Genomic DNA, 15,990 nt, shown 5'->3' with positions numbered 1-15,990 from the left:
AACCGGCCTAGCGGGCGTGCCGCAGGTAAGCCTGGCGCGCTTCATTCAGAAGACGCAGGATAGTGGCGCGCTGCCGGAGCAGGTCCTCTACCACGGGGCGCTGCTGCCGAAACAGGCGCAACGCCCGCAGCCGCCGCAGCCGCCCGGCCAGCTTGTTGGCGTAATACAGCGCATAAAACCCCGACACCGGCAGGCTGAGCCCATACAGCAGCGTCCAGCGCCAGTCGTGGGTCAGGTAGCGGTGCACCAGCGCAATCTGGGCCGCGTAGCCGAAGCTGAACGTCAGCATCCCGACTACCAGCATGATGGGCGCCACAAACTCCACCTCTTTGGTAGCGCGCTTGGCCACCATCGACGGCAGCTTGTAGGGCAGATAGTTGTTGAGCGCCCCATACAGATATGCCGGCAGCCCCAGCGTCAGCTTCAGGCCGGCCTGGATGGCGCGGGCCGTGCGCGTATCGGGTGAGCCGGTGCGCTCCAGGGCCTCATCGGTGAGGCCGAACTGCCGGAGCTGCTGCAGATACACCGCCAGCTTTTCGCGCACCTCGCCCAGGTGGTTGGGGTCGTTTTTCTCGAAGTAAGCCACGGCCTGCAGCAGGGTGCGGCTCAGCTGGAAATTGTCGTAGAGCGTGCGCGGGTCGTCTTCGATGAGGTGGCCGGTAAAGGTGCGCTCCAGCTGCTGCACCAGCTCGTCCTCGGCCGCGTCGCGCGTGATAACCAGACGCTGCTCCAGATGCCGCCGGATGTCTTCGGTGAGCTGGTCGGCGGCGGCGGCGGGGTCCTGGTAATACGCCTCGGCATAGTCGGCCACCCGAATGGGCGGAGCCACGTTTACCAGCACGTCGGAACGGAACCGCTGCGGGTCGAAGTAGTTGATACCCACCGGCAGTATCCGCAGCCCCAGCTTGAAATCGTGCCGGGCTTCGGCGCCCAGCGCAATGCGCGCCGCCCCGGTTTTCAGAGGCCGCAGGCGCCGCTCGCTCACGCTGGTGCCTTCCGGAAAAATCATCACCGTACCGCCGCGGCCCAGGTAATCGTAGCACTTGCCGAACGTGGCCTCGTTCTGGGCGGCCAGCTGCTCGGGCGTCACGGCTTCGGCGCCGGTTTCCACGTCCTGACGGCGGTAGATGGGAATGGAATTGCCGGAGGTCAGCACTGCCCTCGATACCGGGTTCTTGAAAAATGTGCTTTTGGCCAGAAACGCAATGGGCTGGCGGCGGTTAGCCGCTACCACGAGCGGGTCCATGAGCGTGTTGGGGTGGTTGCTCACCATCAGCAGCGGCCCCGGCGTCTGGAGCCGGTCACGGTGGCGGATTTCGAGGCGGCGGAAGAACACGCGCAGCGCCACCTGCACGAGCGGCTTCATGACGGTATAGAAGAGCATAGGCAGCAAGTACGGAGGAACTTAGTAGACGGCCAACCGCGAACAGGCCGCGCTTGCAACATTTATTGTCGCGTATCGGCCAACTGCCCCGCCCCGCTCAGGCGTATACTCCCGATATGCTGCACCGTTACTTGCTTTTTTTATTGCTGCTGGCCGCGGTTCCAGGCCAGGCCCAGACCTCCAAAACCGCCGCGGCCACCGCTACCGAGGCCGAAGTACTGCGCAAAGCCACCGAGCTGATGCAGGACCGCCAGTATGAGTCGGCGTGGAAGCTGCTCAACGGCTTCGACCCCAAACATCGCCGCCCGGCCGTGGCCCTCAAGCAAACCGAGCTGGCCCTCAACTACCACCTGCGCAGCCGGGAGCTGGAAGGCTTCGGCTTTGTGGATCTGAAACCGCTGGAACGGCTCGACTCGCTGCGGGCGAAGTACACGCGGGCCGCCATCCGCTACCCGTTTGCGGTGGAGCTGGTGCTCAAGAATCTGCTGAAGCAGCAACCGGGCAACTATAAGCTCAACCGCGCCCTGGCCGACTACTACTTTCAGGTGGAGCAGTGCCAGTGCGCCGAAGCCGATAAGTCGCCAGCGACACTCTACGCCCTCATGGCCCGCCACTACACCATCGCGCACCAGCACGGGCAGGGCGACTACAGCTCCTACTACAAGCTGGGCTACGCCCGCATGAGCCAGACCCGGTTTACGGAAAGCCTGCCGCTGTTTCAGCGCTCCATCAAGCTCCGCCCCGACTATGCGCCGGCTCATTTCCACCTCGCCTACAGCTATACCGAGCTGAAAAAGCTCCGGCCAGCCCTCGAAGAAGCCCGCACCGCCGCCCGCCTCGCCGACACGCCGGAGCTGAAATACGACGCCAACTTTGTGGCCTCCGAGCTGGAGCGGCGCCTGGGCATCCCCTCTTCCACCCCAAAGCCGGAGCCCACCAACAAGCCCTGACAGCACTAGCCGTGCCTGTAGCAGAAAAGCGCCCCCGCAAGTATCTTTATATATAATTTTCTAGCATTACAACACTTTTTCCCTCACGGCCATGAAACACGCTTTTTCGCTTACCTGCCGCCTAGTGCTGGGGCTGGTTCTACAGGTTGTGGCTATGCCAGCTGCACAGGCGCAGGCACCGGCCTGGCAAACGGCCGTGGGCACGGCCGGCACCAGCATTTCGGTGAGAGCAGCGGCGGCCAACGCTAACGACGAGGTACTTGTAGTGGGTGATTTCGCCAATACCGCCACGTTCGGCACCACCACGCTCACCAGTACCGGTACTGCCAATGATGGGTTCGTGGCCAAATGGAGCAATAGTGCCGGCCGTTTTGTGTGGGCCCAGCAGATAAGTGGCACCGCCGGCGGCGAGTACGTGCAGTCCGTGGTCGTCAGTGGTACTGCCATCTATATAGGGGGCATTTTCACCGGCCGCAACGCCAGCATCGGTACCACCTTCCTGAACAACGCCGACACCTTTGGCAACTCCGACCTGTTTGTTGCCAAGCTGACTGACGCCGGAACCAGCAGCAGTTTTGGCTGGGCGTACCGGGCCGGTGGGCAAGGCAGCGAGGAGCTGGCGGGATTAGCAGTTTCAGGCTCCGGCGTATATGCTGCCGGTACTTTCCGGGGCGCCACCACCACATTGGGCTCCATCAGCCTGAGCAACGCCAGCAGTTCCGGCTCCAACATCTTCGTCACCAAGCTTACTGATGCGGGTGCTACTGCCAGCTTTACCTGGGCCCAGCAGGCCGGCGGCAGCACCGGCGCCGACCTGGTAAAAGCCGTGGCAGCCAGTGGAACCAGCGTCTATATAGCTGGCCAGTACTCCGGCACCACTACCCGCTTTGGCAGTACGCTGCTACCCAATGCCGGCAACTCCGACTTGTTTGTAGCAAAGCTCACCGACGGCGGCAGCACTGCCGGTTTTACCTGGGCTCAGTATGCTGGTGGCACAGGCTTCGAGGCGGTAAATGCCGTGGCGGTTGAGGGCACGAATGTGTATCTGACGGGCCAGTTTGGTAGTCCGACTCTCGCCATAGGCAACAGTAGCCTCACAAATGCCGGCAGCCTGGACCTATTCGTGGCCCGGCTGACTGATGCGGGCAACGCCGGCTCTTTTGCCTGGGGCCAGCAGGCCGGAGGCAGTGGCGCGGAGGTAGGCAATGCGCTGGCCGTACACGGCCCCAACGTGTATGTAACCGGCTACTTCGACAGCCCTGCTGCCCTCTTCAGCAGCACCACCTTGTCTACAACCGGCCAGGCCGATGTGTTTCTGGCCAAGCTCACCGATGCGGGCAGTGCCGCCCCATTTGACTGGGCACAGCAAGCCGGTGGCCCCTCCCGCGACGCTGGCACTGCAGTAGTTCTGCAGGGTGCACGTTTGTATGTAGCCGGCAGTTTTGATAGTCCAGCCATCAGCTTCGGGCTCCTTTCCCTCACCCGGCCGGGCACTTCCACCGGTTTTTTTCTGGCCTCTCTCACCGATGTAGTACTATCCTCCGGCACCCCGGCACTGAGCAGCGGTGCTATTGCTGTTTTCCCCAATCCGGCTCGCACCACTGTTTCCGTCATGCTGCCTGCTTGGCCCGGCCTGGCGCGCGCTACACTCGTTCTGCTGGATGGTTTGGGCCGGGTTGTGCGCACTGAGCAAGTGGCGCTGTTGGCGCCAGATATGCGCCACGAACTGAGCGTAGCTGGTCTGCCGGCGGGCCTGTACGTGCTGCGCATTGTGGCAGGGCCAGCTACTGCTACCCGTTCCCTGGCAGTAGAGCGGTAGCTTCACCTCACATAGTTGATACGGCGGCTGATCCACTGGCCGCCGGGATTCTGCATTCAGCTTGGCTGGCCTATACTCGAACACAGAGCCACGACGGCCGGTGAAGCTACTGAACGTGCCACAGTCGTATCACCGGCCGGCCGCTACTGCGCTGCTCAGCATGGCCGCCTGCTGCACCAGCTCCCGGAATTCTGCGCGGGCCCCATCTGCATCCGGCCCGGCCACGCTGCGCGCCAAAGCGGCCGTGCTTTCCCAGGTGGCTGTTCCACCGTGCCGGGAGTGGCGCAGCAACAGCCCAAACTGCGCCACCGAAGCCGCCAGGCGCAGATTGTCGGAGGCCTGCGCTATGGGCTCGTTGAAACGGAAGCCGCGCACGGGCAGCGTGAGCAGGCGGCTGGGGCTGCCCTGCGGCTCCTGGTAGCGCAGCTTCACGGTCAGTAGCTCGTGGCTGGCCGTAGCCGCCGGGGCGGTGGCCGTGGTCTGGTACTTCAGCGCGTCAACGGTAGCGGCGGAAGAGGCCGGGGCCCCGGCGGGCACCACCTCGTAGAGGGCCGTTACCTGCTGGCCCGCGCCCAGCTCACCAGCATCTTTGCGGTCATCGTTGAAGTCTTCGGCGGCCAGCAGGCGGTTTTCGTAGCCCAGCAGCCGGTACTCGCGCACTAGCGCCGGGTTGAACTCCACCTGCACTTTCACGTCTTTGGCCAGCGTAAACAAGGTGCCCCCGAACTGACTCACCAGCACCCGCCGGGCCTCCCCGATGTTGTCGATATATGCGTAGTTGCCGTTTCCTTTGTCGGCCAGCAGCTCCATGCGGCTGTCCTGCAGGTTGCCGCGGCCAAAGCCCAGCACCGACAAAAACACGCCCGATTCCCGCTCCTGCGTCACCAACCGCTCCATGTCGGCATCCGACTGCTCGCCCACGTTGAAGTCGCCATCCGTGGCCAGAATGATGCGGTTGTTGCCGCCGGCCCGGAAGTGCCGGCGCGCCACCTGGTAGGCCAGCCGCAGCCCCTGCCCGCCCGCCGTCGAGCCCCCGGCCTGCAGCTCGTCCAGCGCCTCCAGAATAGCCTCCGAATTGGTGCCCGGCGTGGGGGGCAGCACCAGCCCGGCCGCCCCGGCATACACCACTATCGACACGTAGTCCTGCGGCCGCAACGCCTGCTGCACCAGCTCCCGCAACGATTCTTTCAGCAGCGGCAGCTTGTCCGGGTCTTCCATCGAGCCCGACACGTCCAGCAGAAACACCAGGTTGGCAGGCGGCAGATTCTCCGTTGAAACCTGCTTGCCCTGCACCCCTACCAGCACCAGCTGATGCGCGGGGTTCCAGGGGCAGGCGGCTACTTCCGCGTTCAATGAGGCCGGGCCGGTAGTGGGCTGCGGATAGGAGTAGGGGAAGTAGTTCACCAGCTCTTCCAGCCGCACGGCGTCGGGCGGGGGCAGCTGCCGGTCCTGGGTCAGGAAGCGGCGCACGTTGGCGTAGAAAGCCTTATCTACGTCAATGGCGAAGGTGCTGAGCGGGTTGCGGCGGGCATCCAGAAACGGGTTTTCGTGGATAACAGTGTAGTTCTCGCGGCTTTCCGGCCCTATGGTATCGGCGGCGTTGGCCGCGGCATCGGGCGCGGCGGCCGGCTCTGCGGCAGCTTCTACCTGCTCCGTCACGGCCATGTTTTCGGTGGAATATTGGTGGCAGGCGGGCAATAGCCAGGCGCCAGCCAGCAGCCCGCACAGGGGCAGCAAGCGGTTCAGTTTCATCAGAAAGAAGACGTAAAGGATGAAAAAGCCTCACCCGAACACTTGCGCTGAACCAGCCGCCCCGCCGCAGCTCGCGACCTGGCGTGGGGCAGCCCGGCCGGCCGGTTTCCTTCGCGACGGAAACAACAGGGCCAGCAGAAGCAGCGCGGCCGCCCGCTCAGGGGTCGGCCTCGGATGAAGAGCAAAGACAAGCGGCGCCGCCTGTGCCTCTTTATGCCTCAGCCCCTTCCGATGTAACCCATTGGAGTCGTGGAAAGTGATGAGGTGACAGGTAAGAGGTGACAGGTAACTGGTGATGGGGGGCAGGGGGGGACCGTCATTCCGGGCGCTGCGCTGCGCAGGCGAGGAATCCTGGGTGTTGACGTGCGCAAGGTGGTTTGCCACACTAGCGAGATTCCTCGGCTACGCTCGGAATGACGTTCTGCTTTTCACCTCATCCCCATTTACCTGTCACTTGTCACTTGTCACCTGTCACCCCCTTTTCTAAAAAACTGGCACGGTTTTGTAATTACCCCTGTCACAAGCCCGCCGCCGGAACCGCGCACCCCGGCCCGCCCGCTCCCAACCTCCAACACACCCTCGTCATGAATACCAAAAAACTTTTCGGCCGTGTGGCCGCGGCTACGCTATTGCTTTCAGTTTTCGGCAGCGCCGCCCAGGCCCAGGTGCAGACCCACCGCGTACCGGCCTACACCGGCAAAGCCCAGGCCCGCCCCGTTACGTCCTATAAATCGTCCTCCACGAGCACCAACGGCCCCCAAATCGGTATCCGGGCCGGTGTAAACGTCGCCGACTGGTCTGGGGATGCGGTGCAAAGCGTGATGGATCTGGCCGGCTACACCGATGGCGCCGTCACCAAAAGCATGAAAACCGGCTTCCACGCCGGCCTCTACGCCACGCTGCCCATTGCCCCCGGCTTCTCAGTGGAGCCCGGCGTGCTCTACTCCGAAAAAGGCACCAAGCTCACCGGTACGCTCCCCTTCGAGCAGTTCGACTTCCTGAATGCCCGCGTTACGGCCACTTCGCGCATGTCGTACATCGATGTACCGGTGCTGGCCAAGGTGGATATCGTGCCCGGCTTCTACCTGTTTGCCGGCCCGCAGGCCTCGTTCCTGGTGAGCGGCAAGGCCCGCGTAGAGGCTGGTTTGCTCGGCTTCTCGGCCTACAAGCAGGATTTCGACATCAAAGACCAGTTCCGCCCCGTCGATTTCAGCGTGACCGGCGGCCTGGGCTACCAGTCGACCAGCGGCTTCGGCCTGAGCGCCGGCTACGACTACGGCTTCTCGTCGCTCGACAAAAACAACCGCTTCGACGCCTACAACCGCGTCATCAAAGCCTCGGTGAACTACTCGTTCTAAGCGCTTCCGGGCAGGCTGACTGCTCATAAAAAAGGCCCCGCTGCTAACCAGCGGGGCCGTTTGCGTTTTCCGGCTCCATCTTCCACAACCTCCCCGGAAAACTATAGCATACAACACCCCAATACACCCTCTTACGTACCCAAAGGCCAGGCCGGGCCCGACGACACATACCGGCCCCGACCCGCTGCAACCGGCCGGTGCCTGCGCCGGGTGGGTGAGTGAAGCTCCCGACCTGACCCAATTCCTGTAGTTTGCGGCTTAGCGCGCCCCGTAGCTTTCGGCGCCGGGCCGCAGCCCTTCCGCCGCCTTCACCAGCCGCACAAACTCCGCCCGATACCCCTCCGCATCCTTGCCGCGCGCCGTTTCGGCCAGCTTGGCGGTGGCCCCAAACGTGGCCTCTCCCCGGTGCTCCGACTCGCGCAGCAGCATCCCGAACTGGGCCACCGCCGCTGCAAAACGCAGGTTTTCCGAAGCCCGTTCCACCGGCACCGCCGGCCCGCGCAACGTGCGCTCCAGCAGCTGGCTTTTGCTGCCCTGCGGCTCCTTATAGCGCATTTTCACGGTCAGCAAATCCGCTGAAGCCGGGGCCGGCTGCTCCGTGGCGGCGGCCTGGTATTTCAGCTTGTCAACCACGGGCGGGGCCCCCACCGGCACCACCTCATACAGGGCCGTCACGGTGTGGCCCGCGCCCAGCTCGCCGGCGTCTTTGCGGTCATTGTTGAAGTCTTCGGCGGCCAGGGCGCGGTTTTCGTACCCGATGAGGCGGTACTCGCGCACCCGCGCCGGGTTGAACTCCACCTGCAGCTTCACGTCCTTGGCCAGCGTAAAGAGCGTGCCCCCGAACTGCCGCACCAGCACCCGCCGGGCTTCGTCCAGGTTGTCGAGGTAGGCGTAGTTGCCGTTGCCCTTGTCGGCCAGCAGCTCCATTTTCTTGTCCTGGTAGTTGCCCTGGCCCACGCCCAGCACCGTCAGAAACACCCCCGATTCCCGCTCCTGCACCACCAGCCGCTCCATGGCGTCGTCGGATTTTTCGCCCACGTTGAAGTCACCGTCCGTGGCCAGCACCACCCGGTTGTTGCCGTCCTTCTGAAAATTGTCGCGCGCCACCTGGTAGGCCAGGCGCAGGCCCGCGCCGCCCGCCGTCGAGCCCCCGGCCTGCAGGTTATCGATGGCCCGCAGAATCTCGCCCCGCTTATTGCCCGGCGTGGGCGGCAGCACCAGCCCGGCCGCCCCGGCATACACCACCAGCGCCACCCGGTCCTGCGGCCGCAGCTCCTTCACCAGCAGCCGCAACCCCGCCTGCACCAGCCCCAGCCGGTCGGCCCCGTACATCGAGCCCGACACATCCACCAGAAACACGAGGTTGGCGGGCGGCAGCTTATCGGTAGCTACCTGCCGGCCCTGCAGCGCCACCTGCACCAGCTGGTGGGCCGGGTTCCAGGGGCAGCCGGCCAGCTCCGTCGTCACCGAAAACGGCTCGGCGCCGGTGGGCTGCGGAAAGTCGTACTGAAAATAGTTGATCATCTCCTCCACACGCACCGCGTCGCGCGGGGGCAGCTGGCCCTGCTGCAGAAAGCGCCGCACGTTGCTGTAGCTGGCCGCGTCCACGTCAATGCTGAACGTGCTCAGCGGGTCTTTTTGGGCTGAATGAAACCCGTTTTCCTGGATGCTGGCATACGACTCGCCCACGCCCGGCTGTGGAGGCGGCGCTGGATAGTAGGGCTGGCTCAGGCTGCTCGTTCCCCTCAACACCACGCTCGGCTTGGCCGCGCGGTCCTTCATCTGGCCTCTTTGCTCAATCTTTACCCCGGCCACTTTGCCCTGCAGCGCGCCCCCTGTCACTACTACTTCGCTCAGTTGCTTCTGGTCAGCCACCAGCGCCACGTCTACCTGCCGCGTGGCAGGCACCATTTTTTCCACCTGCACATACCCGATAGAGCTGAACACCAGCGTCCGGTGCCGGCCGGGCAGTGCCAGCGAGTAGGTGCCGTCGTGGCTCGTGGAGACGCCGGTCGTCGTGCCTTTCACCAGCACCGTCACGCCGGGCAGGCCCTGGCCGGTGCGGGCGTCCGTCACGCGCCCGTACGCACTCATCGTATCAGCCGGGGCCGTCGGCCGCACGGGCTCTGTGGTGTTGCGCTGCGCCTGGGCGGCGGTAGTGCAGGCGAGGCTGCCGGCCAGCGCCAGCAACGAAAGAAGATAGTTGTTCATAAGGCAGGCCGCTTAGGTGAGGTTGATACTCCCTTGATGCCACCCCTCCACCAATTCCACACGCCCCCGAAAAAAATATCCATCCGCTACCCGCCCCCGGTTCGATGCCCCCGGTCCGACGCCAAAGGCGTCCGACCGGTCGCCGCTCCCCATCCGCCCCCACAAACCACCAGTCAGCAACCATAAACCATCAGTCAGACGTGATAAACCATCAGTCAGACGTGATAAACCATCGGTCAGATAGCATAAACCATCGGTCAGACACCATAAACCGTCAGTCAGCAAGCATAAACCGTCGGTCAGACACCATAAACCGTCAGTCAGCAAGCATAAACCGTCAGTCAGACAGTAAAAACCACCCGTCAGCCCCCGTTTGCGCCGTACTTGGCAGTTCCGGCCAGCGGCGTACCTTTGAAGCTATGGAAACGCAAGCCCCCGCCCTCATGCAAGACACCGCCATTTTCGACCTGATTCAGCGCGAGAAAGAGCGCCAAACCCACGGCATTGAGCTCATTGCCTCCGAAAACTACGTTTCGGAGCAGGTGATGCGCGCCCAGGGTTCCATCCTCACCAACAAGTACGCCGAGGGCCTGCCCGGCAAGCGCTACTACGGCGGCTGCGAAATCGTGGACCAGATCGAGCAGCTCGCCATCGACCGCGCCAAGCAGCTCTTCGGCGTGGAGTGGGTGAACGTGCAGCCGCACTCCGGTGCCCAGGCCAACGCCGCCGTCATGCTGGCCATCCTCAACCCCGGCGACAAAATCCTCGGCTTCGACCTCTCGCACGGCGGCCACCTCACCCACGGCTCCCCCGTCAACTTCTCCGGCAAGCTCTACAAGCCCTCTTTCTATGGCGTAGAGCCCGAAACCGGCCTCATCGACTGGCAGAAAGTAAAGGAAACTGCCCGCCGCGAGCAGCCCAAACTCATCATCTGCGGCGCCTCGGCCTACTCCCGCGACTGGGACTACCAGGCTCTGCGCGAAGCCGCCGACGAGGTAGGCGCCCTGCTGCTGGCCGATATTTCGCACCCCAGCGGCCTCATCGCCAAAGGCCTGCTCAACAACCCGTTCGAGCATTGCCACATCGTCACGACGACCACGCACAAAACCCTGCGCGGCCCGCGCGGCGGCCTCATTATGCTGGGCAAAGACTTCGAAAACCCCTTCGGCCTGAAAACCCCGAAAGGCGAGCTACGCATGATGTCGGCCCTGCTGGACTCGGCCGTATTCCCCGGCACGCAGGGCGGCCCCCTGGAGCACGTTATCGGGGCCAAGGCCGTGGCCTTCGGCGAGTGCCTCTCGGACGCTTACACCCAGTACACGCAGCAGGTGATTAAGAACGCCCAGGCCCTGGCCAGCGGCTTCGTGGCGCGCGGCTACCAGATCATCTCGGGCGGCACCGACAACCACCTCATGCTGATTGACCTGCGCTCGAAGGGCCTCACCGGCAAGCTCGCCGAAAACACCCTCGTCAAGGCCGACATCACCATCAACAAAAACATGGTGCCCTTCGACGATAAGTCGCCCTTCGTGACCAGCGGCATGCGCATCGGCTCGGCCGCCGTCACTACCCGCGGCCTCCGGGAAACCGACATGGCCCGCATCGTCGACCTCATCGACGACGTACTCATGCACCACGACGACGAGGCCCACCTGCTGCGCGTGCGCGGCCAGGTAAACGAGTGGATGCAGCAGTTTCCGCTTTTCGCTTAACGAAATGAGTGGATGAGTGAAGGAGCGGATGAGTGAATAAGATGCCGTTGGCTACATCCTGCCGGGGCTGGTTTTCGTTCGTCTTGCATCCCCTTTCTCGCTTACCGCTTCACTCATTCCCTCATCCCCTCATTCACGCATTACTTTGAATACCGAACAATCTATGCCGGGCGAGCCCCAGGAAATGTCCTTCATCGACCATCTGGAGGCGTTGCGCTGGCATATTATCCGCTCCGCCATTGCCATTGTGGTGTTCACGCTGGCGGCCTTCCTGGCCAAGGACTTCCTGTTTCACGACCTGATTCTGGGCCCTTCGCGCGGCGACTTCTGGACCTATAAAGCATTTTGCCGCTTCGGCCAGTGGATTCACGCCGAAAGCCTCTGCATCGGGGAGCCCACCTTCGATCTGCAGAACCGCCAGATGAGCGGGCAGCTGACCATGCACATCAGCTCCTCGTTTGTGGTAGGGCTGGCGCTGGCCTTCCCCTACACGTTCTGGGAAATCTGGCGCTTCGTGAAGCCGGGCCTGTATCCGCACGAGCAGGCCAATTCGCGCGGGGCGGTGTTCTTCGTGTCGGTGCTGTTCATCGTCGGGCTGCTGTTTGGCTACTACATTGCCGCCCCGCTGAGCATCAACTTTCTGGCCTCGTACCAGCTTGATGCCACCATCGAAAACCAGATTGACCTGCAGAGCTACATCAGCACCCTCACCACCATGAGTTTGTCGTGCGCTTTCGTGTTCGAGCTGCCGATGATAGTGTTCTTCCTGGCCAAAGCCGGCCTGATTACGCCGGAAATCATGCGCCTCTACCGCAAGCACGCCATTGTGGTCATCCTCGTCATTGCGGCCGTCATCACGCCCCCCGATATTTCCGCCCAGATCATCGTCACGATTCCCATCGTGCTGCTCTACGAGCTGAGTATCAACATTGCCCGCGTAGTAGGCCGCAACCGCACCAGGCAGCTCAACGACCGGCTGGCCGAGAACAACGGCGTCGCGTAGTGGCAATGCCTGACTGAGTGAATGAGTGACTGGGTGAATGAGTGATGGACGCTCCGGAATCCCCTATTCACTCATTCACCCATTCAGGCATTCGCTCATTCAATCATTCACTTACTGCTATGAAACCTATTGCCCTCGGCTCCGACCACGCCGGCTTCGAATACAAGCAAATGCTGCTGGAGTGGCTCCGCGACAACGGCTACGAAACCCGCGACTTCGGCACCTACTCCGCCGATTCCGTCGATTACCCTGACTTTGTGCACCCGCTGGCCTCGGCCATTACGGCCGGTGAGCTGGAGCGCGGCATTCTGGTCTGCGGCTCCGCCAACGGCGTCTGCATCACGGCCAACAAGCACCGCGGCATCCGGGCGGCTATTGCCTGGGAGCCGGAGCTGGCCGAGCTGGCCCGCCAGCACAACGACGCCAACATCGTCTGCGTGCCGGCCCGCTTCGTCAGCCCGGAAAACGCCCGTGCCATCGTCAGCCAGTTCCTCAACACCGCCTTCGCAGGCGGCCGCCACCAAAACCGCGTCAACAAAATTGATTGCTAAGTTGGGTGATGAGGTGACAAGTGACAGATAACAGGTAACAGGTAACAGGTAAAAAGAACGTCATTCCGAGCGAAGGCGCAGCCGGAGTCGAGGAATCTTGCTAGTGTGGTAATTACTATCACAACGTCAGCACGCGAGATTCCTCGGCTGCGCTCGGAATGACGGTCTGCTTTCTACCCCTTCACCACTTACCTGTCACCTCATCACTTCATCACCCCATCACTTCAACCGATACACCCGCGGGGTTGCCGTAGGCTGGTAGCGGCCGAAGATGGCGGGCACTTTGTACTGCAGTTCCTCCAGCCGGTTGGTCTGGTCAATCAGGACCGTGGGTGGGGCAGGAGCGAGGTTGCGCGACAGCCGGTACACGGCCGCGTACTGGCTCAGATACCCGAAATCAGCCTGAGCCAGGCGCCAGTCGAGGTAGGGCGAGGCCGGGCGGTTGTCGATGTAAGGACGCATATCGGGGCCCAGCACCAGCAGGCTTTGGCCCTTGATGGCGGCGTACTGCGGGTTGGGCTGCACGGCGTAGCGGCTTTCGGCCGGAAACTGTAGCACCGTTTCGAGGTGCAGGATTTCGCGGTAGCGCAGCCCCACTACGCTGGCCAGCACCGCCACAAACACCACTTCCACCACCCAGCCCCGGGGCGCTTTCTGCCACAGATACAGGCTGAAATACGTGACGGGCGGCAGCACCAGCACCAAAGAGCCGGGCGCTACACCCCGCCCCGCCCACGCCATCAGGCCCGCTACCAGCAGCCACACCAGCATCATCTGCTGAAACTTCACCTGAAACACCAGCCCCAGCGACGTGGTGAACATGCGGGCCAGCGCCAGCAGCAGCACCGCGCCGGGCAGCACCAGCAGCCGCCATTGCAGCAGCAGCGGCAGCCCGTCGGCCCCCAGCACCAGCCCGCTGAGCGTAGGGACCAGATGAAACCGGCTGAAATCGGGCAGCGCATCGGTGTAGAGGAAGAACGTGGCGGCCACCGCATACGGAAACCCAAACCCGCAGAGCAGCAGCAGAAAGCTCCGGAACGAGTTGGCCGCGAAGATGATAACGGCAAACAACCCGACCAGCAGAAACAGCGCCAGCGGCAGGTAACACAGCGCCGCCACCCCAATCAGAAACCCCGCCCGAAACAGCCGCCGGTTGTCGTAGCCTTCCCGCGAAGTGGGCAGCAGCGCGCTCAGCCCCAGAATGATAAACGTGTGCCCCAGCAGCAGCGGCGACAGAATATCGAGGTCCGTAGTGGCGCTGGCCAGCAGCAGGTAGGTGAGGGCCGCCAGGTAGCCGCGCTCCGGGTGCACATCGGCCCGGTTGAGTACAAAGTTCAGGCGTAGCGCCTGCGTAACGAGCAGGGCCAGCGCAATGATGCGGTAGAGCCACAAGGGCCGCGACGCAACCACGTCGAGGCCGGCAAAAAGTGCCGCGGCCAGCGGGGCGGTGGCGTCGTACAGGTCGCGGTAGGGCAGGGCTCCTTCGTGCAGCCGCTCGCCTACCAGCAGCGCCCGCAGCTCAATGGCCGTGAGCGGCACGCCCCACCACAGCAGCGGCAGCCGCACGGCCAGCACCAACACAAGCAGCGCCACCAGGCGCGTGGGCAGAGGGCTTTTAAAGAATTGAAGCAAGCCAGGAGGAAGATGACAGGTGACAGGGGAGAGCCGGCAAAGGTACGGCCTTGCCTCCATGCCCACCGACAGGGGCTGTGCGCCAGACCAGCAGCAGCCTGGGCCTGAGCAGCAACGCCGGACCGGCCCCGGTTACTTTTCGCCTAATTACGTAATCACCTGCTTATCTTTGCCGATTCCTATGGAAAGCAAACGACAGCAAAAAGTATCCAGCCTGCTGCAGCAGGAATTGGCCGCCGTGTTTCAGCGCGACCTGCCGCACCTGTTTCCGGGCCTGGCCCCGGGCATCAGCACCGTGCGCGTATCGCCAGACCTGGGCGTGGCGCGCGTGTACCTGAGCCAGCTACTGGCGAAGGAAGGCAGCGGCGAAGCCACCCTGGCCCTGGTGCGCGACAACCAGAAAATGGTGCGCCAGGCCCTGGCCAAGCGTATCCGGCAGCAGTTGCGCATCGTGCCCGACCTGGTTTTCTTCCTCGACGACTCGGCGGCCTACGCCGCCAAGATGGACCAGGTGTTCGGCCAGCTCAACATTCCGGCGCCCGAGCCCGAAGCCGATGAGCAAACCGGCGAGGCCGCGCCCAAACGCCCCAAACTCTTCGCTGACGAGGATGAATGAATGAATGAATGAGTGGATGAGTGAATGAGAGAATGATGACATCCTGATGTGCTCATTTCTCTAGGGCTCTCCACTTGCAATTCACTCATTCGCTCATCCACTCATTCACTCATTGTCTTGCATTACGACCCCATTAAACGCTCCCTGGGCGAGGTTTTTAACCGGACGCCGCTACTGCGCCGCCTGTTTTATCATCTGCTGGATCTGCTGCTGCTGCGCACCTGGCACGTGCACCGCGAGCTGCGCCAGTGGGCCAAAGGCCGCACCGACGAGAAGCTGACCATCCTGGATGCCGGCTCCGGCTACGGCCAGTACTCCTACTGGCTGTCGGGCATGAGTGCGAAGTGGAGCATTCTGGCCGTGGATGTGAAAGACGAGCAGATTGCCGATTCCAACCAGTTCTTCCGCGGAATTGGGCGCACCAACGTGCAGTTTGCCGTCCAGGACCTTGTGCTCTACCAGGAGCCCAACACCTTCGACCTGGCCCTGTCGGTAGACGTGATGGAGCATATTCTGGAAGACGTGGAAGTGTTCCGCAACGTGCACGCCTCGCTCAAGGACGGCGGTATGCTGCTTATTTCCACCCCCTCCGACCAGGGCGGTTCCGACGTGCACTCCGATGGCGAAACCAGCTTCATTGAGGAGCACGTGCGCGACGGCTACAACATTCATGAAATTCAGCAGAAGCTGCGCACCGCCGGTTTCGAGCGGATTGAGGCCCGCTACAGCTACGGCGAGCCGGGCCAGATTTCGTGGCGCCTGAGCATGAAATACCCGATTCTGATGCTCGGCCAGTCGAAGCTGTTCTTCCTGCTGCTGCCATTCTACTACCTCGTCACGTTCCCGTTCTGCCTGCTGCTCAACTGGCTGGATGCCCGCACCACGCACGATTCCGGCACCGGCCTCATCGTGAAAGCCTGGAAGTAAGCCTTCGGGGCCGCTACCTTTTTCGGGGAGTGGCGTATCTTGGGGCTCCCGCCGGCCGTTATTTTTAAGGCCGGG

The 15,990-nt window shown here is 62.9% G+C and carries 12 protein-coding genes; 8 read left to right on the top strand and 4 right to left on the bottom strand.

The window, feature by feature from the left end:
- Positions 1-7: 7 nt before the first annotated feature.
- Complete coding sequence (locus BUE15_RS02650) at positions 8-1,384, bottom strand: lysophospholipid acyltransferase family protein (protein WP_073281114.1); 1,377 nt, start codon at positions 1,382-1,384, stop codon at positions 8-10.
- Positions 1,385-1,500: 116 nt separating this feature from the next.
- Between BUE15_RS02650 and BUE15_RS02645 the strand changes: the two genes are divergently transcribed.
- Entirely contained in the window at positions 1,501-2,334 is an 834-nt protein-coding gene (locus BUE15_RS02645; RefSeq protein ID WP_139252093.1) for a tetratricopeptide repeat protein, read from the top strand.
- Positions 2,335-2,425: 91 nt separating this feature from the next.
- Positions 2,426-4,153: a T9SS type A sorting domain-containing protein gene (locus BUE15_RS02640; RefSeq protein WP_073281112.1), complete on the top strand. Its 1,728-nt coding sequence runs from the start codon at positions 2,426-2,428 to the stop codon at positions 4,151-4,153.
- A gap of 129 nt (positions 4,154-4,282) precedes the next feature.
- On the opposite strand, the gene BUE15_RS02635 is transcribed toward BUE15_RS02640, so the two are convergent.
- Positions 4,283-5,905 carry a vWA domain-containing protein gene (locus BUE15_RS02635; RefSeq protein WP_073281111.1) on the bottom strand — a complete coding sequence of 541 codons (1,623 nt, stop codon included), beginning with the start codon at positions 5,903-5,905 and terminating at the stop codon, positions 4,283-4,285.
- A 584-nt stretch (positions 5,906-6,489) separates the two neighbouring features.
- Between BUE15_RS02635 and BUE15_RS02630 the strand changes: the two genes are divergently transcribed.
- Positions 6,490-7,263: a porin family protein gene (locus BUE15_RS02630; RefSeq protein WP_073281110.1), complete on the top strand. Its 774-nt coding sequence runs from the start codon at positions 6,490-6,492 to the stop codon at positions 7,261-7,263.
- Positions 7,264-7,521: 258 nt separating this feature from the next.
- Here the strand turns inward: BUE15_RS02630 and BUE15_RS02625 are convergent, their stop codons facing one another.
- Entirely contained in the window at positions 7,522-9,474 is a 1,953-nt protein-coding gene (locus BUE15_RS02625) for a vWA domain-containing protein (protein WP_084548766.1), read from the bottom strand.
- A 419-nt stretch (positions 9,475-9,893) separates the two neighbouring features.
- Here BUE15_RS02625 and BUE15_RS02620 point away from each other — a divergent pair, with 419 nt between their 5' ends.
- The 3 genes from BUE15_RS02620 to rpiB all read left to right on the top strand — a co-directional run bounded on the left by BUE15_RS02620 (position 9,894) and on the right by rpiB (position 12,740).
- Complete coding sequence (locus BUE15_RS02620) at positions 9,894-11,186, top strand: serine hydroxymethyltransferase (RefSeq protein WP_073281109.1); 1,293 nt, start codon at positions 9,894-9,896, stop codon at positions 11,184-11,186.
- Positions 11,187-11,331: 145 nt separating this feature from the next.
- Complete coding sequence (tatC, locus tag BUE15_RS02615) at positions 11,332-12,189, top strand: twin-arginine translocase subunit TatC (RefSeq protein ID WP_317614835.1); 858 nt, start codon at positions 11,332-11,334, stop codon at positions 12,187-12,189.
- A 119-nt stretch (positions 12,190-12,308) separates the two neighbouring features.
- Entirely contained in the window at positions 12,309-12,740 is a 432-nt protein-coding gene (gene rpiB / locus BUE15_RS02610) for a ribose 5-phosphate isomerase B (protein ID WP_073281107.1), read from the top strand.
- Positions 12,741-12,959: 219 nt separating this feature from the next.
- Here rpiB and BUE15_RS22455 read toward each other — a convergent pair whose 3' ends face one another.
- Positions 12,960-14,372, bottom strand: coding sequence for a hypothetical protein (locus tag BUE15_RS22455; RefSeq protein WP_073281106.1), 1,413 nt, complete (start codon positions 14,370-14,372; stop codon positions 12,960-12,962).
- A gap of 181 nt (positions 14,373-14,553) precedes the next feature.
- Here BUE15_RS22455 and rbfA point away from each other — a divergent pair, with 181 nt between their 5' ends.
- Both rbfA and BUE15_RS02595 read left to right on the top strand, forming a co-directional pair.
- Positions 14,554-14,988, top strand: a complete 435-nt coding sequence (gene rbfA, locus BUE15_RS02600) for a 30S ribosome-binding factor RbfA (RefSeq protein ID WP_073281105.1) — start codon at positions 14,554-14,556, stop codon at positions 14,986-14,988.
- 117 nt (positions 14,989-15,105) lie between these two features.
- Positions 15,106-15,915 (top strand): class I SAM-dependent methyltransferase, encoded by an 810-nt coding sequence (locus BUE15_RS02595; RefSeq protein WP_073281104.1) that lies wholly within the window; start codon positions 15,106-15,108, stop codon positions 15,913-15,915.
- The last annotated feature ends 75 nt before the right edge of the window (positions 15,916-15,990 follow it).

The organism is Hymenobacter psychrotolerans DSM 18569 (genome assembly GCF_900142395.1).
Classification (GTDB): domain Bacteria; phylum Bacteroidota; class Bacteroidia; order Cytophagales; family Hymenobacteraceae; genus Hymenobacter; species Hymenobacter psychrotolerans.
The sequence above is the reverse complement of the archived record's forward strand: the minus strand, read 5'-3'. Positions and strand labels throughout refer to the sequence as shown.

What these genes read in the sequence shown, in the direction of transcription:
- BUE15_RS02630 (WP_073281110.1), top strand. Translation starts at nt 6,490, where the DNA reads ATGAATACCAAAAAACTTTTCGGCCGTGTGGCCGCGGCTACGCTATTG.
- BUE15_RS02620 (WP_073281109.1), top strand. Translation starts at nt 9,894, where the DNA reads ATGGAAACGCAAGCCCCCGCCCTCATGCAAGACACCGCCATTTTCGAC.
- BUE15_RS02645 (WP_139252093.1), top strand. Translation starts at nt 1,501, where the DNA reads ATGCTGCACCGTTACTTGCTTTTTTTATTGCTGCTGGCCGCGGTTCCA.
- rbfA (WP_073281105.1), top strand. Translation starts at nt 14,554, where the DNA reads ATGGAAAGCAAACGACAGCAAAAAGTATCCAGCCTGCTGCAGCAGGAA.
- BUE15_RS02635 (WP_073281111.1), bottom strand. Translation starts at nt 5,905, where the DNA reads ATGAAACTGAACCGCTTGCTGCCCCTGTGCGGGCTGCTGGCTGGCGCC.
- BUE15_RS02625 (WP_084548766.1), bottom strand. Translation starts at nt 9,474, where the DNA reads ATGAACAACTATCTTCTTTCGTTGCTGGCGCTGGCCGGCAGCCTCGCC.
- BUE15_RS02650 (WP_073281114.1), bottom strand. Translation starts at nt 1,384, where the DNA reads ATGCTCTTCTATACCGTCATGAAGCCGCTCGTGCAGGTGGCGCTGCGC.
- rpiB (WP_073281107.1), top strand. Translation starts at nt 12,309, where the DNA reads ATGAAACCTATTGCCCTCGGCTCCGACCACGCCGGCTTCGAATACAAG.
- BUE15_RS02640 (WP_073281112.1), top strand. Translation starts at nt 2,426, where the DNA reads ATGAAACACGCTTTTTCGCTTACCTGCCGCCTAGTGCTGGGGCTGGTT.